The 22,000-nt window shown below is 40.4% G+C and carries 15 protein-coding genes; 5 read left to right on the top strand and 10 right to left on the bottom strand.

The window, feature by feature from the left end:
* The first annotated feature begins 160 nt into the window (after positions 1 to 160).
* Complete coding sequence (locus AC6CH7_RS16670; RefSeq protein WP_498263824.1) at positions 161 to 3,301, top strand: SusC/RagA family TonB-linked outer membrane protein; 3,141 nt, start codon at positions 161 to 163, stop codon at positions 3,299 to 3,301.
* A gap of 29 nt (positions 3,302 to 3,330) precedes the next feature.
* Entirely contained in the window at positions 3,331 to 4,833 is a 1,503-nt protein-coding gene (locus tag AC6CH7_RS16675; RefSeq protein WP_498263825.1) for a RagB/SusD family nutrient uptake outer membrane protein, read from the top strand.
* Positions 4,834 to 4,992: 159 nt separating this feature from the next.
* Here AC6CH7_RS16675 and AC6CH7_RS16680 read toward each other — a convergent pair whose 3' ends face one another.
* From AC6CH7_RS16680 to AC6CH7_RS16710, 7 genes are all read right to left on the bottom strand, one after another.
* Entirely contained in the window at positions 4,993 to 5,841 is an 849-nt protein-coding gene (locus AC6CH7_RS16680; protein WP_498263826.1) for a sugar phosphate isomerase/epimerase family protein, read from the bottom strand.
* A 22-nt stretch (positions 5,842 to 5,863) separates the two neighbouring features.
* Complete coding sequence (locus tag AC6CH7_RS16685) at positions 5,864 to 6,982, bottom strand: Gfo/Idh/MocA family protein (RefSeq protein WP_498263827.1); 1,119 nt, start codon at positions 6,980 to 6,982, stop codon at positions 5,864 to 5,866.
* A 48-nt stretch (positions 6,983 to 7,030) separates the two neighbouring features.
* Positions 7,031 to 7,801 (bottom strand): ThuA domain-containing protein, encoded by a 771-nt coding sequence (locus tag AC6CH7_RS16690; protein ID WP_498263828.1) that lies wholly within the window; start codon positions 7,799 to 7,801, stop codon positions 7,031 to 7,033.
* 20 nt (positions 7,802 to 7,821) lie between these two features.
* Positions 7,822 to 11,379, bottom strand: coding sequence for a PVC-type heme-binding CxxCH protein (locus AC6CH7_RS16695; RefSeq protein ID WP_498263829.1), 3,558 nt, complete (start codon positions 11,377 to 11,379; stop codon positions 7,822 to 7,824).
* Between the two features lie 112 nt (positions 11,380 to 11,491).
* Positions 11,492 to 12,190: a DUF3823 domain-containing protein gene (locus AC6CH7_RS16700; protein WP_498263830.1), complete on the bottom strand. Its 699-nt coding sequence runs from the start codon at positions 12,188 to 12,190 to the stop codon at positions 11,492 to 11,494.
* 24 nt (positions 12,191 to 12,214) lie between these two features.
* Complete coding sequence (locus tag AC6CH7_RS16705; RefSeq protein WP_498263831.1) at positions 12,215 to 14,146, bottom strand: RagB/SusD family nutrient uptake outer membrane protein; 1,932 nt, start codon at positions 14,144 to 14,146, stop codon at positions 12,215 to 12,217.
* A gap of 20 nt (positions 14,147 to 14,166) precedes the next feature.
* Positions 14,167 to 17,364: a SusC/RagA family TonB-linked outer membrane protein gene (locus AC6CH7_RS16710; protein WP_498263832.1), complete on the bottom strand. Its 3,198-nt coding sequence runs from the start codon at positions 17,362 to 17,364 to the stop codon at positions 14,167 to 14,169.
* Positions 17,365 to 17,694: 330 nt separating this feature from the next.
* Here AC6CH7_RS16710 and AC6CH7_RS16715 point away from each other — a divergent pair, with 330 nt between their 5' ends.
* The gene (locus tag AC6CH7_RS16715; RefSeq protein WP_498263833.1) at positions 17,695 to 18,588 is read left to right on the top strand and encodes an AraC family transcriptional regulator; all 894 of its coding nucleotides are present in this window, start codon (positions 17,695 to 17,697) and stop codon (positions 18,586 to 18,588) included.
* Positions 18,589 to 18,638: 50 nt separating this feature from the next.
* On the opposite strand, the gene AC6CH7_RS16720 is transcribed toward AC6CH7_RS16715, so the two are convergent.
* A complete protein-coding gene (locus AC6CH7_RS16720) occupies positions 18,639 to 19,163 on the bottom strand; it encodes an ExbD/TolR family protein (protein ID WP_498263834.1) in 525 nt (174 codons plus the stop codon).
* Positions 19,164 to 19,351: 188 nt separating this feature from the next.
* Positions 19,352 to 19,510 (bottom strand): hypothetical protein, encoded by a 159-nt coding sequence (locus AC6CH7_RS16725; protein ID WP_498263835.1) that lies wholly within the window; start codon positions 19,508 to 19,510, stop codon positions 19,352 to 19,354.
* 688 nt (positions 19,511 to 20,198) lie between these two features.
* Here AC6CH7_RS16725 and AC6CH7_RS16730 point away from each other — a divergent pair.
* The gene (locus AC6CH7_RS16730) at positions 20,199 to 20,795 is read left to right on the top strand and encodes a sigma-70 family RNA polymerase sigma factor (RefSeq protein WP_498263836.1); all 597 of its coding nucleotides are present in this window, start codon (positions 20,199 to 20,201) and stop codon (positions 20,793 to 20,795) included.
* Between the two features lie 9 nt (positions 20,796 to 20,804).
* On the top strand, positions 20,805 to 21,080 hold the full coding sequence (locus tag AC6CH7_RS16735) for a hypothetical protein (protein WP_498263837.1): 276 nt from the start codon (positions 20,805 to 20,807) through the stop codon (positions 21,078 to 21,080).
* Positions 21,081 to 21,188: 108 nt separating this feature from the next.
* Here AC6CH7_RS16735 and AC6CH7_RS16740 read toward each other — a convergent pair whose 3' ends face one another.
* Positions 21,189 to 21,911: a peroxiredoxin family protein gene (locus AC6CH7_RS16740; RefSeq protein ID WP_498263838.1), complete on the bottom strand. Its 723-nt coding sequence runs from the start codon at positions 21,909 to 21,911 to the stop codon at positions 21,189 to 21,191.
* Between the last annotated feature and the right edge of the window lie 89 nt (positions 21,912 to 22,000).

The following is a 22,000-nucleotide window of genomic DNA, read 5'->3' on the forward strand; positions in this document are numbered from 1 at the left end:
AACTGAACTTTACTATACTTTCATAGTAATAGCATCATATCTTTTATTAAAATCTATTTCTTTTAAAAATCTGGATGCGCATTAAGCATCTCAGATCAGAGAAGAAACAGATACAAAATAATTTAAAAGGTATCTGCTAGTTAACTAAATCATCCCAAATATGAACCAGTTTTTAACTTTGACGCCCAAGGGTGTGGCTTTGCGCCAAAAAATTATTTGCCTGTTAACAGTTCTGTTCATGGCAACAACGATGCAACTACATGCAAACTATTTAAAAAAAAATCCTGCTTACCTACGCATTCCCCCCATCGATGCAAAAGGGAAAATTTTAGATGAAAAGGGTGTTGGAATACCCGGAGTCAGCATTAAAGTAAAAAGTACAGGACAAACTACAACAACGGATAATGATGGTAATTTCAACATAAAGGGGCTAACCGAGGAGGCGATTTTGATTGTTTCCTATGTAGGCTATACCACTCAGGAGGTAAAAGTTACTTCCGGAAATATGTTAATTAAGTTAGTGCCGCAATTACAAGGTTTAGACGAGGTTGTTGTTGTAGGGTACGGAACCGCTAAAAAATCAGATCTAACCGGAGCAGTAGGTACTGTAAAAGCAGAAACCCTTCAGGAGCGTCCGGCCTCTTCTCTTAATCAAAGCTTATCGGGTCGTGTATCTGGCGTAAATGTATCCTCTAACTCTGGCAGGCCAGGTGGCCGGGCCAGCATCCGTATCCGGGGTGCAAGCTCATTGAGTGTATCCAATAATCCATTATATGTGATTGATGGGGTTATACTCAATGCTGTAGATCTAAAAAATGGGAGTTCCCCGATCGATTACATAAACCCTAGCGACATTGCATCTATTGAAGTATTAAAAGATGCCTCATCAACAGCAATTTACGGCGCACGTGGAGCCAATGGTGTGATTATGGTTACGACTAAGCGTGGAAATTCCAGTGGAGGTAACGTAACCTATGAATCAGACTTTAGTTTAGGTGTACTGCCTAAAAAACTTGAAGTGCTCAATTCAACAGAATTTTTAGCAGTAGAGGATTTAGCCTATGCAAACGCCAAAAAATATGATCCCGTAGGGTGGGCAACAGGAACAAAATATACAGATCCTAAAACCAAACGTAATAACCCCAAATTGTTTGATTCACAAGGTAATCCATTGTATGATACAGATTGGCAGGATGAAGCATTTCAAAAAGCGTTTACACAAAATCATCAGCTTGGCTTTACCGATGGCAATGAGAAAAGCAGCTTTGGCGCTTTTTTAAACTATCGCAATCAGCAAGGGCTTGCACATGGCTCATGGCAAAAAAGATATGCCGGTCGCTTTGTGTTTGATAGCCAGATAAAGAGTTGGCTAAAGGTTGGTGGAACAATGGGTTATACAGATCAAAATGACAAGCAGGTCGACCAGCTTGATGGAGGAGGAATAACCATGATGCGTCAGGTATTAGAGGCCTTACCTATTATTCCTGTAAAATATGCTGATGGATCATGGGCAAGCAACAGGGACTATCCGGGAATGGAGGGTGGCGACAGCCCTCTTCGTGTAGCTGCCGATAGGTTATATTTTTTGCGCACCCAGACTTTGCTCGGCAATATGTATGCTGCCATTAACCTGGCTCCCGGATTGGAATTCAAATCAACAATTGGTACTAATATAATTAATCAGAGAGAGGATTATTTTGCAGCCAAAGGGATGCAATACATTTCTGACAATGGAGAAGCCCGGGTAAACAACAACAGGTACAACTCCTGGCAATTCGAGAACTACTTAACCTATAACAAGCAATTTGCAAAAATACACTCGATAAGCGCTATGGCAGGTCTATCCTGGCAGCATATTGATCGTTTTGAAAATCAAGCTAACACTCAGGGTTTCGACGACTCCTATTTCCTGTACAATAACCTTGGTGCAGGATCTAGCCCCCAGGCTCCTTCCTCTAATGGCCAGGCTTATGGGCTAAATTCATATTTTGCCCGCATAAACTATAGCTTGCAAAACAAGTACTTAATAACATTAACAGGTCGGGCAGATGGGTCTTCTAAGTTTGGAACCGAAAATCAGTATGCCTTCTTCCCTTCGGCTGCACTTGCCTGGAGAGTAATTGAAGAAGACTTCATGAAGAACATTCCCAGCATTTCAAACTTGAAGATTCGTGCCAGTTATGGTGCTACCGGAAATTCTGAGATTCCAGCATATAGAGCACTTGCCGGTATGGGTAATTATAACGTAATTTTCGACGGAACCCGAAATATCGGCATAGGCACCAATCGTATGGCCAATTCTACCTTACAATGGGAAAAAACGAAACAAATTGATTTCGGGCTTGAGGTTGGTTTATTCGCTAACAGATTAAATTTTGAACTCGATTTATATCGCAGAAAGGTAAATGGTATGCTACTAGAAGCACCTTTACCCCTCAGCAGCGGATATGCCAGCATCTTCTCTAATGTTGGAAGTATGGAAAACAAGGGTATTGAATTTAGTGTAAACTCTACTAACATCAAAACAGATGATTTCTCCTGGAGTACTACCTTCAATATTTCTGTGAATAAGAACAAAGTTCTTGCCCTGGCCAGCGGTGATATATTTTCAGGTAATGGAGTAATCAGGGTGGGCGAACCTGTTGGCTCTTTCTTTGGAAGGGTACACCTGGGAACCTGGGGAACCAATGAAGCTGCAGAAGCAAAGAAATACAACATGCTGCCTGGTGATGTAAAATATAAAGACTTAAATAACGATGGCAGAATAAACGATCTGGACAGAACCATAATCGGAAAAGGTATTCCTGATGGGTTTGGGACGTTCCTAAACACTTTCCAATATAAGGCATGGTCATTAACCGTAGACCTCCAGTATATGTATGGTAATGATGTACTGGACAGGAGCATCCATTCAGCGGAGGACAGGCAAGGTATAGCCAACAGTTACAAAACAGTGTTAAATGCCTGGACAGAAACCAATCAAAACACCCCAATCGCACAAATCAGGCCAATTAATGCCTATTATACTACGAACAATGATAGCCATAAAGTAACCGATGGATCATTTATCCGTGGGCGCAATTTATTACTTGCATATTCTTTTCCATCAGCAACAGCTGCTTCACTAAAACTGAATCGCCTAAGGGTATATGGTTCGGTTCAGAACTTTTTTGTAGCTACCAAGTATAAAGGCTATGACCCGGAAGTTTCCAACTCAGGAGCACCCTTCGATCAGGGCTTGACCTTATACGATTACCCAAAGCCAAGGATATTTATGGTTGGGCTTAATATTGGACTATAGTTTAATACAAACCTTCTTAAGAAAAATCAATGAAAACAATAATAAAAAAATATGGATTCCTGGTATTAACGGTTTACACTTTGGGGTTTACCAGTTGCACCAAATTTCTAGATGAATCGGATCCCAGCAATTTTACAGTAGAAAATTATTTTACCAAACCAGAACATGCCAGAAGTTCTGTAAATGCGATCTATGCAAGCATGCGCGATCCGATGAGTAGCGGCTTTGGCGGTGGCCCCTGGACAATGACTGAATTTGCTACCGGGCAGGCTGCTACCGATTTAGGACAGGCTGTTGATAGTTATTTTGTAAAGGACTTGCAAAACACTGCCGATAACAGCTATGGATTAAATTATTGGCAAAATTACTATAAGGGCATAGGCAATGCCAACCTTTCTATAGCAAAGATACCATCCATACCAATGGATGCGGCAGAAGCTAAAAAATTACTGGGCGAGGCTTATTTTTTACGCGCCTGGTATTATTTCAATTTAGTTCAAATGTTTGGTAATATCCCGCTGATAACAGCGCCCGTTGATTTGAAATCGGATCAATTGAGGCCAAAACAAGCAGCTCCGGACGATGTCTATAAATTGATTGTGGAGGATTTAAAAACAGCAGAAGCAGCAGGCTTGGCATGGGTTGATGTCACAGGAAGAGTAAGCTTAGGCGCAGTAAAATCATTACTAGCCAAAGTATATCTTACCATGGCAGGCTATCCTTTGCAAAAAGGAGCTGAATATTTCGATTTGGCAGCTAAAAAATCCGAAGAAGTAATCGATTCCAAACAATTTAAGCTGTTCAATACTTACGGAGATTTACACAACCCAGCGAAGAAAAATATTGAAGAGAATATTTTTATGATTCAGTATAAGACACAGATCATTCCAGCAAACTGGCAGGAATTGATTATCCCTTATAATAAAAACATTTCCGCATACTCTGCCGAAACCGGAGGTATCTATGCCACGGCTGACTTTGTAAAATCATATGATCCTGCGGACTTGCGTGCAAAAGAAGGCCAATTCTTTTTCACCAAGTTTACCAATCAAGACAACAGAAATCTGGTGGTAGACCTGGGAGGATACTTTATTTACAAGATTTTCGATGTTACCGCGCACACAAGCACAGCCAATAGCGATCTTAATTGGTCACTTCTCAGGTATGCCGAGGTACTACTTATATATGCTGAAGCTGCAAATGAGGTAAGTGGCCCAAGCACCAAAATATATGATGAAGTTAATCTCATTAGGACAAGGGCACAATTACCCAAACTAACGGGATTGTCCAAAGATCAACTACGGGAAGCGATTTGGCGCGAACGCTGGTATGAATTATGCTTTGAAAATGTGACCTGGTTTGACATGGCACGCCTCCGTAAAGCCTTTAATGTGAGCACTAAAGGATTTGACAATTATGTTGGTCATAAATTCTCCTACGGTCCGGTTTTAACCCAAAGAGAACTGTTATTCCCAATCCCGAGCAGAGAGTTGAGAAACAACACTAATTTGATCCCAACAGAAGGGTATTAATTAATAGCAAATTAACAGGTTAAAATACGATCAAGAGCAATTTCTTGATCGTATTTTGATATTGTTGCATTCAACAAAATTGTATCTTACACTAAACGTTCTTATTTAATAATCGTATCGTTGACGATACAATGGAACATCAATTAACATAGTGTTGCCTTAAGAAAATAGTTTTTTGTAAAAGGCAAGGCCCTCGATGGCAAGTTCATCTGAACTATTTGCCAGTGGCCGCCATATAGAGGCTGCTCTGGCAATCTCTTCAGACACCTCACCGAAAGTTTCTATCACAATGGCTTTTTCGTAACCAATTTCAGTCAGTGCCTCCTTTATGCCAATCCAATCCAGGTTACCAGTTCCAGGAGTCCCCCTGTCACTTTCATTTGCCTGGATATGACACAAAAGATCCTTGCCCAATTTTCTTATCGTATCAGGGATATTCTTTTCTTCAATATTGCAATGGAAAGTGTCTAATTGTATTTTGATATTAGGACTCGCTACCTCACTAATTAGTGAAATCGCTTGATCGGCAGTATTTATCATATCAGTTTCAAACCGATTTAATGGTTCTACACCTACCACCACACCGTAGTCGGCTGCTACTTTACCAATTTTAACCAGATTTTCAACGCACCAGCTTCTTTCTCTTTTTTTCTGTTCCTCAGTTACAAAGCGGGTTTTCCCAACGGCCGAATATACCGGGCCACCAAAAATAGGGCTCCCTAAATGCTCTGCTATTTTAATACAGTCGGCAATGTATTTCAGGCCTTGCGCCCTTATTCGTGGATCTTCGCTGGAAATATCGCGTTCGGCACCAAATGCACCACTGACAGTAACCTGTAATCCGGTTTCTTTTATGAGCTCTTTTAATCTGACCCAATCAATTAATTCTTGTTGTTCAACTGCTACTTCTATGATGTCAAATCCCATTCCTTTGATCTTATGAACAAGATCAAAGGAATGAGAAGTAAAGGGTGATTTCCAAAGGAATGTACTTACTCCAAATTTCATAAGGGATAAATTAAGGTTTTAGTTAGATTTCGAAATCAGGTATATTGATACGCGTACCACCCTTCATTGCAGACTCATGCGCGCAGATACCTGCACAAGTATAATTGGCTGCCAGAGCAGCATCAACGGCTGAATCTCTACCTTCCATAATAGCAGCAACAAATTCCTGAACCAAATGAGGATGTGACCCTCCGTGACCTGCTCCCTGTAAAAATGAAACATGATTCGGATCATCTATTTTTTCTCTTTTTGTAAAATTCGCAATCTCAGGAATTAACTGTTCGTCGGTATCAGGCACGCTTATCCTGCGCGCATTTTCACCACCATCAAACACGATGTGTTCCTCATCCTGCAACTGCTCCCATTCAAATGACATTTTTGTGCCATATACATCATAACTTTCACGGTACTGGCGTACCACGTCAAATAAAGAACGCGTAGCTTCTGCGACTACATCCGAGTTTTTTAACTTAAATGTTGCGGTTTCCACTGCAAACGGAGAACCATATCTGCTAGTCAGATCATCGCTTAACCTTCCTGAGCCATGACATACAACAGATTCAGCTTTGGTGTTATTGATTCTTAACAAAGGAGAGATGGCATGCGTTCCATTAAGCATTGGCGGATAACCTTTCCAGTATTCGCCCCATCCATCCATGCTCATGTCCTGAATATGGGAACCTCTAACAAACTGAATCCGGCCCAGATCACCATTTTCTGCCAGTTTCAATCCATAGAGGAACTCTCTGGTGTACAATGCGGTTTCCATCATCATATACACTTTGTTAGCCTTTCTTTTAGCTTCCACTATGGCAGTACAGTCCTCAACAGTCATCGCCATAGGAATGGTACATGCAGTATGTTTATTGGCGTTGAGTGATGCCAACGTCATTTTAGCATGCTCAGGAACGGGAGTTACGATATGGATGGCATCAACGTCTGCTCTTAAAGGAACATCCTCAAAATTTGTAAAGCAAAGATCCCTATCCAAATTAAATTTAGTGGCAAGCTCATCAATAGTGTCCTGATTGCGGGTGCAAATCCCTACGGCTTTAACATCAGGGTGGTTCTGATAGATTGGAATAAACTCTTTACCAAAACCCATCCCTACAATAATTACGGTAATTTTCTTTTGACTCATGTGATTATTTAATTTAGATATTAACAGTTATTAAAAAGTTCAACAATATTATTTATGGCTTACCCATTTAATGGCATTCCGAATAAGCTTATGATAAACAGGTAAATCGTGCGATTCTGCATCATGACCTAATGCTATCCCTACAATACGAGCTTTCGGATTATTGACAACAAATACAGAAGGATAGATATCCGCAGATCCCTCCACACTAGAATTCGCTAAAATTTTTATTCCCGGGCCCGCAGCATCTGCTTTATAATAGTAGCGTTCATCTTTCAGGCTAAACTTCTGGTCTACTCCCTTTGTTACTGGATGTTTTGTATCTACAACATTCACCTCAAATGGGCCATATTTATCATGGCCTTTTGATCCACCACTTACCAACTGAAGGTTATATTCTGGCCAGTCTTTCCAATTGTACCACAGTGCAGCATGAGCAAGCACCAGGCCCTTACCAGCGTTAACAAAAGCAAAAATGGCTTTCCTCAGTTCAGGGTCTTCCATGGGCTGGTTGTTCGTTAAGAATAGAACATCAATATCCGTCAGCTTTGAAAGAATACTGCTCACATCACTAGTATAAGTCACTGTAGCAAGCCCATCTTGTTCTAAGGTTCTCGTATCGACTTCTTTATACCATTTGTCGAAATCATGGGAAGCGCCCCCGCCTACCATCAGCGTGCGTATTGATTTGGCCTTTTTCTGAGCATTGGCTGGAGAATTTACCCCACAACTACTCAACGATAACACCAGGATAAAAAGCGAAGCTAACACCGGCAGTTTAGCGGGTAATAACCTCAAAAAAATTACATTCCATTTCATATCAAAAAGTTTATTTTAAATTATTTAACTACTCTCATAATGCCATTCATTCCTCTCCAGTGACCAGGAAACGTACAAAGAAAAGGATAGTCTCCTGTGACATCTGGCACCGTAAAATCAAAAGTCACTACATCTCCTGTATTCAAAAGTTTAGTGGCATGCAAAACTTCGGGCATAACAGGCACATAATTCTTTTGAGCAGCCTGTGGATCACGAAGCATATCATCTGCAGCTTTCCCTACCTTTTGTAAGGTGCCGGGTTTAATAATGAGCATATTATGTTGCATACCATCCGGATTTTCCAATTCAAAAATGAGTTTCTGCCCCGCCTTTACTGTAAAGAGATTTTTATCGAATTGCATCAGATCCTTTACCACTTTAATTTTAATGAGCATAGGTTTAGAACCATCATTTTTATTTGTAGTTGCCGCTGCCTCCCTTTTATTTCCTGTAGGCGCTGCTTTTTTTAATTCAAGTGATGCGTTTCTTGTTTCCCCTTTTAGTGGCAACATTCCATTATAAAAAGCTTTCTGGTCTTCGCTTTCTTTATCTCCAACAAAGCGCAAACCGCCATTAAGCGCATTTTTAAAGAGCCCGGAAGCTTTTGCATTGGCTACTTTTCTACCATTTATCTCTAGTGTAATCATACCACCTGTCTCCAAACTGGCAACCACATCAAAAGACCTGTTAGGTACTGAATCTCTTGCTACTGCTTTAAATGATTTACCGTTTTGGTTAACCACCATATTCAGATTCCCTGATTCAATAAATAAGCAATATCCATTGTCCTTATTTCCCTGAGCCATAATAGCTCCATTGAATTCACTGTTTCTAGCTTTGGTAACAGTCGCCTTAAAATGAATTTCCTTTCCGACAACATCAGGCGACAACTGTGTGCTGCTACCCCTATCCAGCAGATAAACCTCCTGACTAACCGCGTTTACCAGGCGCGAGGTTAGGCTAGAGTCAATAACTTTTTTATCACTTTCTTTTGAAACTGACAAAAAGCCTTCCCTATTCTTCAACGCCGCTGCAAACAGTGCTTGTGAGATCCACTGATCTTTTTCATTTTCGGCTTCAAAACTCGCTTCATAAATGATCTTTGCAGTTTCTTGTGATGCGGGCAAAGCAGCAAGTGTTAAAATTGCCGCCATTCTTGTATTTAAATTACGGTCGTTAAGGATACCACTGCTTTGCATTAAATGTATTGTATGGTTGTTTTTAGGTAATACTTCTATTGCAGCTTTTCTTACTCCAGCCACTGGGCTAGATAAGGCTTGCACAACAGCCTGTGTAGCCTCAGCATTTTTACCATCCAATACGCCCATTCCATTTAATGTCCACAATGCATTAACAGCAGATCCATTAAGACCAATTTCATCTACTTTCTGATCGCCTACTAATTTTAACAATGCAGGAATAGCACTCTGATCTTTTTTCTCTACCAGTAAACGTTGAGCCGTTATTCGCCAAAACATGTTGTCGCTTCCTAATGCGGCAAGCAGTCCGGGTGTATCATTCTTAGATAATGAAATTGGAGTATATGGCTTAGCCTTTTTATATATCACACGATATATCCTACCCCGATCAAGATCTCTTAAATTGCTGATCAATGCATTTCCCTGCCCTAGTTTCTGATCGGCTAAAGTAAGTGGCAGAATAAACTCCGTTGGCGATTGTCTGGGAACAAATGTGTTGTGTTGAATCACGAAATTATACCAATCGGCCACCCATACCGCACCATCCGGACCAACTTCTGCTTGCACCGGACCAACCCATTCGTCGGAGCTTGCCAGGAAATTCCATCCATCTTTTTCTTTAAATCCTGCTCCATCAGGTTCAATGATTGCATTATGGATTAATTTCACCGTTGGTTCTGATATAAAAGCAATGCGGTTCCAGTAATTTTTTGGAAAATTTCTGGCAGTATATAAATGGTGACCAGCAGCTGCTGTAAATCCGCCAACCACATCTACTTGCCGAAGGTTAGGGGTCATCGCATGTACATCATAGTGGCCATCAATTTTCTGAACTGCATTGAGGTTTAAGCCAGGGAGTGTCCTTTTGGTATAAGAAACAGGCATAGAATAAAATGCGCTGTGTGTATTGTTAGCGGTAGATATAAAGACATTGTTATCTTCCGAAAAGCCAAGCCCCCATGTATTATTACTTGTTGGCGCCAGGTATTCAAAGTCTTTTCCATCCGGCTTGAACCGATAAACACCCTGACCAAAGCGGGTATTTACGCCTTCTATTTGCCCATTGAAACCAGAGAAGCCAACAACGCCCCAAATTTTATTATCAAAACCATACTGCAAGTTTGAAGGGCCTGCATGGGTATCATTCTTACCCCATCCAGTTGATACGATTTCATGAACATCAGCCTTGTCATCACCATTGGTATCTTTCAAAAATACCATGTTCGGTGCTTGCGAAATGATCACTCCATCATTAGCAAAAACAATACTTGTTGGAATATTTAAACTATCCGCAAAAACGGTAAATTTATCCGCTTTACCATCGCCATCTGTGTCTTCACAAATTTTTATCCGGTCATTTGCCGCGCCATCTGTTTCAATAAAGGTATTTGGATAATCTACAGATTCCACTATCCAAAGTCGTCCTTTTTCGTCCCATGCCATCGCAATAGGATTGGTGATATCTGGCTCCGCAGCAAAAAGCTTAATGTCAAAATCTACCGGAATTTGTATCAATTTCAAAGACTCTTCCGGAGTTAACCCTTCCTGTATTTTAGGAACTACGTGCCTTGCAGTAAAATCAGCTATTGTGTCGGGATAAATGCTCATATCAGGAATTTTCAATCCTGCAATCTGATCTTTTACCTTATCGCCAATAGCCCATAAAACCCCATTTGCGAGCAATTTCAAGAAATTTCCGTTCTTCCAGGTCGAATCATCATGCCCATAGGCGGTGTAAAAAACCCTTCCTTTTCCCTCATTACGTACCCAGGTGTATGGCTCTTTTCTTGCCCCTTCGGTACGTTCGGTTAATACAACAATATCAGGATTTAGTTTTTGATGAACATAGGTCTCATCTGTAGTGGTAAACGGGGTAACATTTTTCATTACCTGATGCGAGGGATTTGTAATTTGAGCAGTAAATGATCCGTTACCATGTGATGCAAATTGGCCTCCAATTGCCTTAACATACCATTCAGAATTTTTAAAACAACCAGAAGCAGAATGTAATGGAATTAGACCTTTGCCATTTTCAACAAAGTCCTTTAAAGCCTGTTCTTGGGAAACGGATATCGTATCATGGTTAGCATAAATAATCAACCCATCATATTTGCCTAAGTTTTCTGCATTCAGATCCTTCAGATCTGTAGTATAAGTAAGGTTAACGCCACTTTTAAAAAGTTCAATGGCCAGCCAGGGCGCATATTTACCTGAGTCATGATGTGTGCTGTTGTTACCCAGGAATAAAATTTCTGCCCTTCGGGGTGCTTCTTTAGCAGAACTTGTTATTCCCTTGACAGCACTACTCACCCGTGTTTTGTTGGAGCAGTTTTGGAATAAAAAAGCGCTAAACAGCAATAAAAAAAATGCTTTTCTCATGTGTGTTAAGATTATTTAGTTAAAAAATACTGGTTTAGCTAAAATCATCTTTTTAAACTTTATCAAACCAACTCCCAAAAAGAAAAGGGAGCTGGTTCAACTTAAAAAAATATTAAAAAGTTAATTTCTTTACAGGTGCAAAAATCATATCGTCAACACCCGAAAATTTGACGCCAATGCTGGCGAATACATAATTTTGAGTAGGTATTAATGCAGGTACAGTAACACTTAAACTAACATTATTCAGGTCGGTAATTGCGGACCCGGCTAAGTTAGTTGTAGCAACATTGGTTTGGGAATCCGCAAATCTTGTTTTGCTGATATAAAGCGTTACGCGTTCTATTGTTTTAGCGTTTGCATCCTTTACAATTTGTTCCAATTTAAATGTTCCGGTAACACTTCCGCTTGAATAAGTAAGCTGAGGTCTCCTTATCATATAATAAGGCATTACTTCAATATCCATATTGGTGTTCCCCTTTAAAGTTATCGCAATCGAATCTGGCTTACCCGCAGTTTGTTTCCATACAAAGGGCCCTTGTCCAACCGGAATAACCATTTTATAAAGCCCATCAAAAAGCAGATGTGAAAACCCGCCTTCTGGCGTGAAAGTACTTCCTATAGCGCCGGTTTTACCGAAACCGGACTGATATAACTCATAGCCCACTTTATTATATTCAAAATTCAGTGGCTCTCCCTGATAAACTATACGTCCGGCTAAAGCAGCCTTAGGCGCATCAAAATTATCCTTCTTACACGACAGAATAACGGTGCTGAGCGCGAAAAACAGTATATAATGAAATTTAATTTTCATAATTATAAGATTTATAAATAATACTTATTGATTAGGTTGTTTAACTAATTTTGGGTTTTTTGTCAGGATATCGGCCTCAATCTCACTATAATAATTACCCAATTGCCAATTGTCACTTGCAGTAACAATGTTTGATAAATCCACTTTATAAATCCACTTACCATTATTTGGTGATCCCGGAGCATAATATTTGTACGGCAACAAACTGTAAGGTTGAGTACTACGTTTTGTAGCTTTAGAAAGATTACTTAAAAGGTCCGTTTTGCTTAAGGCAACCCCATCAAATATCTGGTGGGCTATTCTAAACCTTTTAAGGTCAAAGAAGTATTGTCCTTCAAAGGCAAATTCCGCCCTGCGCTCATGCACAATCCGATCAAAAGTGATATCGCCAGCGGTTAAAGGAATGACTAATCCGGCCCTGGCCCGTACCTGATTCATATACCCCGCAGCTGCCGAAGTTTGTCCTAACTCAAAGGCTGCCTCAGCTGCATTCAATAGGATTTCAGCATACCGGTATCTTACTCTCCAAACAGCACTTCCTATCCCACGCTGACCCGAGCCAATAGCGGGGTCCTGATATTTCCGGATATAGAAACCAGTTTGGGCAGTATTACCAATCCCATTGATTGGCCCATCAAAGCCAACAACCTGTTCAGGTACCGTTTTACCAGGTAATACCTTCTGAGCGCCGCGTTCACCTCCACTGATTACCGTACCGTTTGCCAATTGCACTCCAGCCCAAATATCAACTGGTCTGGCTTTAAAGCTCGAGCCCGGGATGATTACCGTACCACCCAGGCGGGCATCCCTGCCGGCAAATATATCCTGTTGATTGGTATAATAAATATAATCACCGGTAGCGTTATTAGTAGCTAAAGGGGCAAATGTATTATCTAACTTTTCAAATGACTGAACCAAATTAAGGGATGGATTAATACGGCCACCTTCTTCTTCTTCCGCACCAAAACGAGGCTGATTTACTTGCGTAAATCCATGTCTTTTGAATTTTAGGGCATAGTCATCAACCCATATCACCTCATTATTTTGTGTCTTATCGTAAAATATGGCAGCAAAGTTTTCAGAAAGATTTCCAGGTTGCTTTTTGTATAGGGAATAAGCTCCCGCTGATCCACTGATGATTTCTTCAGCAGCTTTCAAGGCAGTGGTATAATAAGCATTTGCCATACCTGCCGGGATGCCCACTTCGCCACCAGAGAGCGAAACAGAAGGAGTTGTTGCACCGTATTTTGCGATAGAAGCAGCATACAGAGCGGCTCTTGACTCCATAGCCAATGCAGCGCCTTTAGTCGCACGGGCCTTGGTATTACTGTTTGCCGGAAGCAATAGTTTCAATTCCTCCGCTTCCTTAATTACAAAGTCATACATTTCTGATTCTTTCGCCCTTGGATATTGTAAGGAAGTAACGTCAGTTCCATCAAATTCCAGCGAATTGAGGATGATAGGCACGCCTCCATAATATTGAGCTAAAGTAAGATAATAACTTGCCCTTAAAAACCTGGCTTCAGCAATATAAGATGCTTTAGTTGTCTCATCCAGTGCTGTAGCCTTTGCGCAGCGCTCCATAAACAGGTTAAGTTCACGGATATAAGTATAGTCCCATGGTGTCCAAAAGTAGGTTGCCCTGCCGCCAACATCGGGCCCTCTATACCCTCTAAAGCCCCAGGTACTGTTGCCATGATACTCATTGTACCGGCCATTTTCCGAATAGAATGACTCATTAAAATCGCCAAAAGAAATCCATTCAGTTAGCCTTGGATAATCATACTGACGATTATAAAGATCAGCCAGGATAGATAGCACCTGTGCAGGATCACTAAAAGCTTGTTCAGGGCTAAGTACCTGAGTAGGTTTTATATCCAAATAATCTGAATCGCTTTTGCACCCTAACCCAAAAATGAATAAGGTGGTTATTGCTATAATAAATTTATTTTTCATGTTGCTTCAATTAAAAACTGTTATAAAGTGAGGTTGATACCCATGTTAACAAATGAATTTTGTGGGTACTGTAGGCCGTTTGTATCCTGAACTTCCGAGTCAACCTTGTACTTACTTAGGTTATCAATAGAAAATAGGTTATAGCCATTTACAAACAGACGTGCCTTTTTGATGTTTATTTTTTCTATTAGTGATTTAGGTAAAGAATAACCGAGTTCCAGGGTTCTGGCACGAATGGCAGTTACATTATGCAACCAATAAATAGAATTTTTATTTACTGAACTGGCTGAATTGACATTAAATCTTAATGCAGGATATTTACCCGGTATCCATTCACTATTTAAATCAAAAGCATCGGCTCTTCTCCATCTATCAGTTAAAATAGTGTTCAACGCTCCTGAATTATAGGCAAACCCTCTTCTGATCTCGTTTTCCTGATTATAGCTGTACATCGATCCTATTGAAAAATCAGCGGCAAAGTCAAATCCTTTCCATGCTAGGCTAAAATTAAATCCACCGTTAAGAATTGGTTGATTGGTTCCACCCTCGCTGTCAGGTTTTTTGTTGCCATAACCCATCGGACGCTCATCATATCCGTCGATTTTCCCATCTCCGTTAAGGTCCACATAAATCAAATCACCAGGTAACAGGGTTTTATTTCCCTGTCCGTCAATATTGACCGGATAATTATTTATTTCTTCCTGCGATTGGAACTGACCGGCTACATCATATGCCCAAAACAGATTCTCGTATCTGCCTTCTTTAGAATTACGGTACTGATCCCAGGAGTTAAAAAATATAGGTTTATAAGAGGCGGTAAACTTACTACGCGCATACCCAACATTTCCACCTACGCTAAAAGTAACTGCACCAGCCGATCCATTATAGGCAAGTGAAATCTCACCCCCGGTTTGCTCATCTTTATTTATATTTTCGTCACTTAGGTTAAAGCCAATCTCACTTGGCAAAACGATATCATATTTGGTGCCTCTAAGCCCTGTTCGCAATCTTTTAAAATAATCAACACTTCCAGTCAGCTTATTGTTAAACATGGTAAAATCGGCACCAATATCCAGAATCTTACTTTTAAACCAGGAAATATTTAAGATGGGCTTGCCTTTATCTCTGGAGCCTATAACCGGGTTTCCATCTAAGATACCGTAACCATTACGGTTATAGTTATAACCCTCAAGATAATCCGTTGCCAGAACTTTGTTATCATCATCTCCCAGTATACCATAAGAGGCGCGAATCTTCAAATCATTCAGCTTACTGTTTTCACCTAACAGTGATTTCATGAATTTCTCTTCGGTAATTCTCCAACCGCCGGATACAGAAGGAAAATATCCAACCCTTTTGTTGGGTGCAAATTTCCATGAAGCGTCTCTTCTCCCTGAAACTTCCAGGTAGTACTTATTGGCAAAGTTATAGTTTAATTTTCCGATATATCCAATACGCGCCTCCTGGTCATCACGATCGTCGTAAGCATCAGAAGTGTTAAAATAGATCAGAGGAAGCACATTTGTTGCCGGCACCGCATGTACCCATACTTCTTTATCCCTTACGTCATACCGCTCTGATACCAGAAGTCCCCCAACGGTATGTTTACCAAAAGTGTTGTTGTAATTTAACCCTATCTGATAATTATTTTTTTCTATCTTCTGGGTTCTACGTTCCCGCCATGGATTGGTACTGCCTCCGGTTGCTTTATAACTGTCATCAGTAGGATTATAGGTATACGTTTTGTAAGTATATTCGTGGCCATCATGCAAGCGATCTTCGAGGCCGTAAGAATAAGATCCCTGTGCAACAAGCCCCTTTATGTGTGGGATTTGATATTGGGCATTAAATCGTGCTGATCCATAACGTCTTCTATCGTTCGAATATCCCCCGTTTTTTTTGTTGTTATAAGCCCAATTGGATTCATTATGGCCAATATCATTTATATAGTCTGGATTGTCATTGGCATATGGCCGTTCCCAGGGCCTGTTCCATAAAATGGCGACTCTTGGTAAATTATAATCATCACCCCCGGGTATTCCCGGATTGTCTCTTACTTCGTTATAAGCATTAACCCCAAATCCAACCTTTAACCTGTCGGTTATATTTACATCCATATTGGCATTGATATTTTTACGTCCATACGTAAATTCGCGTCCCAATACAGAATATTGGAACAAGTTTGTTCCCGAAAAATAGTAGTTTATTTTATCAGAACCGCCGCTGGCATTAATAGCCTGCTGATACAATGGCGCGTTCTTCTGTATAATAAAGTCTTTCCAATTAAAACTCTGATAACCCCGCTCGGTTCCCTCCTTGTATTTGGCTAATTCTTCTTTGGTAACTGTAGTTGAACCCCCATTATTCATCTCCGCATCGGCTTTCGCTAAGTACCATTCGTATGAATCATTCACTACATCAGGAAATCTCGTCCAATTTTGAAACCCTGTAAAAGCATCAACATTTATTACATTCTTTTCCCCTCTGCTTCCTCTTTTTGTGGTTACAACCACAACTCCATTAGCAGCACGTACACCATAAACAGCGGCAGAAGCGTCTTTCAAAATGGTAATACTTTCCACATCACTAGCAGCAAGATTATCAAATTGACGCTTATCCTGCTGGATCCCATCGATTACAAATAATGGATTTCCCATGTTCCTAACCTGAACGGTTGCTCCACCACCTGGTCGCCCATCGGGCATACGAAAGGTAACACCCGGTAATTTCCCTGCCAATCCGGTGCTCACTTGTGATCCGCCATGTACCTTTTCTAAATCTTTACTTGTGATGGTGGAGATCGCCCCCGTTATTGATTCCCTTTTTTGGCTGCCATATCCCGTTACAACAACCTCCGATAGCTGCTGCTTATCTTCTTCGAGTTCCACGTTAATTGTAGTGCTACCCTCCACGATAACTTCTTTTGTAAGAAATCCGATATAGGTGAATACCAATACGCCTCTTCCCGTTGGTAAGGTAACCGTGTACTTACCCTGTTCATTTGTACTCATTCCTGTATTGGCACCCTTTAACTTAACGCTTACCCCGGTTAGTGGTTTTTGCTGAAAAGTTACCGTACCGGTAATGGTCTTTTGTTGTGCATGCGCAGACTCCCGGGACAGTAAAGCAATGGTGATCAGTAAAAGAAAAACATGATATTGTTTTCTTAGCAAAGCTTGCTCAAATAGAACAAATCTCTTGAGTATTAATTTTTTCATCTTATATTTAGTTTGATTAATTTTAGGTTAAATAACTGAAATCGACATATCTAATGCTCATACTACTATGGCTTATCTCCTTTCTTTAATTATTGACTAATAAAAATTACCGCGCCCATAAATTTCATTATGGCGTCATGTCCTGATTTTTTAGATAGTTGCGGGATTCCGGAATCGCGTCATTCTATTTTACAATCGTCTATATTTGATTTTGGTTTAGTACAAGTTTAAATTTTATTGCGCTAGAATCATTGGCACTTGTTATCTAATAATGACTATATTGTATCCTAAAATTTCTATATAGCCAATATTTAAGATAATTTTAATAAAATGACACACGTTATTCCTAAATCACCTATTTCACAGTCTAAAGTGTATGTGGTTAAAGAAATTTATGCCCCATACTTTGACCCTACGTTTCACTCACATCCCGAATTTCAACTAAATTGTGTCCTGGAAGGCGAAGGAAGCCGTTTTGTAGGTAATAACATCACCTCATTTAAAGCCATGGACATGGTACTTATTGGCCCGCATCTTCCACATGTATGGAGAAATGAAAACAAATACTTCGAAAAGGACAGTCAGTTATCGACCAGAGTTATTGTAGTTTACTTCCATAAAGATTTTTTTGGAGAAGCATTGCGGTTAAAAGATGAAATGGGACAAATCGATAGGCTATTTCAAAAATCTGAAAGGGGCCTCGAAATTATTGGTAAAACCAAGGCTACCGTGAGTAAAATGATGCGCGAGCTGCTCGAATTAGATGGCATGGATGGGGTTATTCAATTGCTTAAAATATTAAATGTACTGGCTAAATCCAACGACTATCATTTCGTTACCCATAATTATTTGATTTCGTCTAATACTGAAGCGGAGACTACCAGGATGAACAAGGTCTACGGGCATGTAATGAGGAATTTTAAACACACCATTAGTGCGGAGGAGGTTGCCTCGTTAATAAATATGACCCGTACATCCTTTAGCAGATATTTTAGGGCGCGTGTAAACAAATCATTTTCAGATTTCCTTAAAGAGATCCGAATTGAATCTGCCTGCAAATTACTTAAAGAAGGAAAAATGAATATTGATCAGATTGGCTACGAATGCGGTTTTCAAACGCTCTCTAACTTTAACAAACAATTTAAAAAAGTTATAGGAAAACAGCCTAATCAATACCGGCATGAATACCTGAAAGTAGCAGCCGAGTCTTATCGGTATTTTTAATCTTGTTACAGGAACCGGCCCCATATAGAACCCGGTTCCTGTAGAAATTCCTACCTTCCCATAAATCCCAGTTCCTGACTGGCCAGATTATCGTCATCAATGAGGTAAGATTTCACATCTGCAATACTCATCTCATCCAATACGTCTACAAAATTCTTATATGTAGATCCTTCGGTGGGTTTAATAATAACAATCATAAACTTAGCAGGATCATTCTCCTGCAACCTTGCTATTTCCTTTTTGTTTTGAGTTAAAACACTGCCTATCATTTTAAAACTAACACGATGTGGCGTTGCCTTCTCCGTCTCGCCTTTATACCAAACAATGCTATTATCTTTACCCAAAAGAACCGTTAGCGTTCTTGAGGCAGGATAAGGCTGATTAGGAATATCAATAACCGGCTTGGCTATGTCCATGGCCTGAGACTTAGATAAGGATGTTGTGAGCATGAAAAAGGTTATTAAAAGAAACGCAAGATCTACCATTGCAGTAAGGTCTACTGAGGGAACTGCTTTTCGGGTTCTGTTTTTTCCTTTCAAGGCCTGGCCATTTTGAGGAATGCTTAAGGTTGACATAGTTCTATCTTTTAGTTAGGATGTCATTAAACATCAATTTTCACAAAGAAGACAGAAATATTTACTTCGAGTTCAGCCCCGGAATTATAGAGGTAACTAGTCGTCTGGGGCAAAGACAGGAGTGGTCAAATTGGTACTATGCAATCCTTTATTGCTCAGCTGACCAATTTCATTGTAGATATTACGACTCAGCAGAATCTCTGCAGCATTACGGCCTCTTTTTCTTTGGCAGAAGTGGTGATGTTAAAAGAGTTACTAACTTTAACGTAATCCTCGAAAATGTCCAGAGATTTTTCCTTCAACTGTTCTCTGGTATGCAGGTTAGCAAAAACCAGTCTTGAGTTCATCCGTCTGCGTAATTTTTTTCACTTGAGCATCCTGATTCCCCATTAAAAGACTGGATCACGCAACCCAGCACATCAAGCACCCTGCTTACACCTGTCCTTATCAGAATTAGCAGTTCTGCCTCAATATAACCCTTGTGACTTTTCGGCAACCTATTCTGCAAAAATTCATCAATTATATAAACGCCTGGGAAGACGAATAGTGACTTTTATGGCGTGATATAAACACCCATAATACGCCAAAACATATGATACTTCTAGTAATTTTTTTCTGTAAGTAGATTCTTTAGTTAGGCTATTTTCCTGAATGGGCACGCCTAAACCCTCAAGTATTTGTTCAACCAAAATACTTTTTTATTGGGAATATTTATAATTAGCGTTTTCCATATAGCAAATATACTGAACATGTATATAAATCAAACTGAATAATACACCAGAAACACCTGCAATCTTATAACTACAGGCGTTCTAAAGTTTTCCAATCGGACTGGACGGAACCGCTAGACACTACGTAATGTGCTTATTTTCAATCAATTGCCATCAACACAACCCATTGGTATCCTTGAAGGTACCCTCGCTGCTTGTTTCCGTTTGAAGTAATTATGGGAAAGATCAAAAAATCTTGTAAGGATCTCTTATCGGTTTCGACTAAGCATCATGCAAGTCTATAAATATTTAAGTAATTTCATATATGCAAACCGCCCAGAATGAAGCACCCAGTCTTGAAAACCGCACACTCCACCCGCAGTCATGGGTAAGCAAGTATGCCGACTACTTGTACTCCTATGCCCTGACGCGTATAAATAATGAGGAGCATGCCCGGGACCTGGTTCAGGAAACTTTCCTTGCAGCACTGGAAAAGGCAGACAAATTTGAAGGTCGGAGCTCTGAACGCACCTGGCTAACCTCTATTTTGAAGTTCAAAGTGATTGACCTGTACCGCAAGAATGCTTCAGGCTTTGCAAAACGGACGGAGCTGAGCAGTGCCGAAGGAGATCAAGAGTTTTTCGACGCCGATGACGGTCATTGGAACGACCAACATAGACCCAAGGAGTTCGGCATCGAACAGCCCGATGCACTGGAAAACAAAGAATTCCAAAGAATATTGCAACTATGCATGAAGAAGTTACCCACATTATGGCTTTCCGTATTTACCATGAAACATATGGATGACGAAACGACCGAAACCATTTGCGAGGAGCTAAAAGTATCAACATCAAATTTCTGGGTAATCATACACCGCACCAAAGTGAACTTGCGGTCCTGCCTCCAAAAGAATTGGATCTAACATACGGCAATGAACGAATTAAGAAAAATACAGTACAACTGCCGGAAGGCAACCTACCTGATCGAGAAACAGCAGATCGGCCGCATCACCATAAGGGAGAAACTGGAACTTAAAATCCACCTGGCTGGGTGCACCATTTGCAAAACGTTTCAGCGGCAAAGCATCCTAATCAATCACCTGGTAAGTAACCTTTTCCCGTCTCCCGGCCAGGCTGATGTAAAACTGGATGAAGAATTTAAAAAAAAACTCCAGAAACGCATAGATCAGCAGTTAGACAAAAACTAGTGACAGAACTTTTAATTCTATGCCTGCCTGAAGAGCAGGCATAGAAACCTTAGGGATTTGCAAATTTTGACGGCATTGTTGATCTCCGGTGACGATTCGGAAAAAAATCTACATCTCATTGCGCAAAGAACTGGCTGCAGCTTTAAGCAATGAGGCACTTAACCTTTGTGTGATATTTGGATTGATGTATTCAAACAGGATATGACCTTTCTTACCCAGAATGAACACCGAAGGTACAGGAAGCAATTTGTCTACATTTTTACCACCTGAAGTTTCCGGCAAGAATGAATCATAGCTCTTAGGCCCTTTGAAGGCGATGCCGAATTTTTTGGCAGCATTGAGGTCTGCATCTGATAAAAGCGTGTAAGACAATTTCTGTTTATCCCTCGTTTTATTCAAATTTTTCGGACTATCTGTACTGATAGCAATGATCTGATAACCCATCTTAGTTAAGTCCTTGTCAATCTCCTGCAAGCCTGACAACTGCTTAGAACAGTACGGGCACCAGCCTCCACGGTAAAAGATAAGTATGGTAGGTTTTCCCGCAACAGATTTATTTAAATCAAAACTTTCCCCTGTAGATTTCAGCAACTTCAGTGGTGGGATTGTTTCCCCGACCAGTAAGGGACTGATATCCTCCGGTTTCAACGGCACTCCTGTTACCATTTTTGTTGTATCATTTATCGGCACCAGCTCACCTGGCCCACCAATCCTGCCTACTGCCGCAGCTTTCACACCAACATTCGACGCGCACAGTAGTGCAAATGCTACCAGAGATTTTTTCCATGTGCACTTGGTTAAATAGTTGTTTTTGTTAAGATTCCTTTTCATGCGATTATTAGTTTTTAAACTTAGTCGCAGTAACTGCCCAAGCCTTACAAAAAAAAGTTAATTCATTTAATACCATACCTAAAATGGTA

It is taken from the genome of Pedobacter sp. GQ55, from assembly GCF_059758925.1.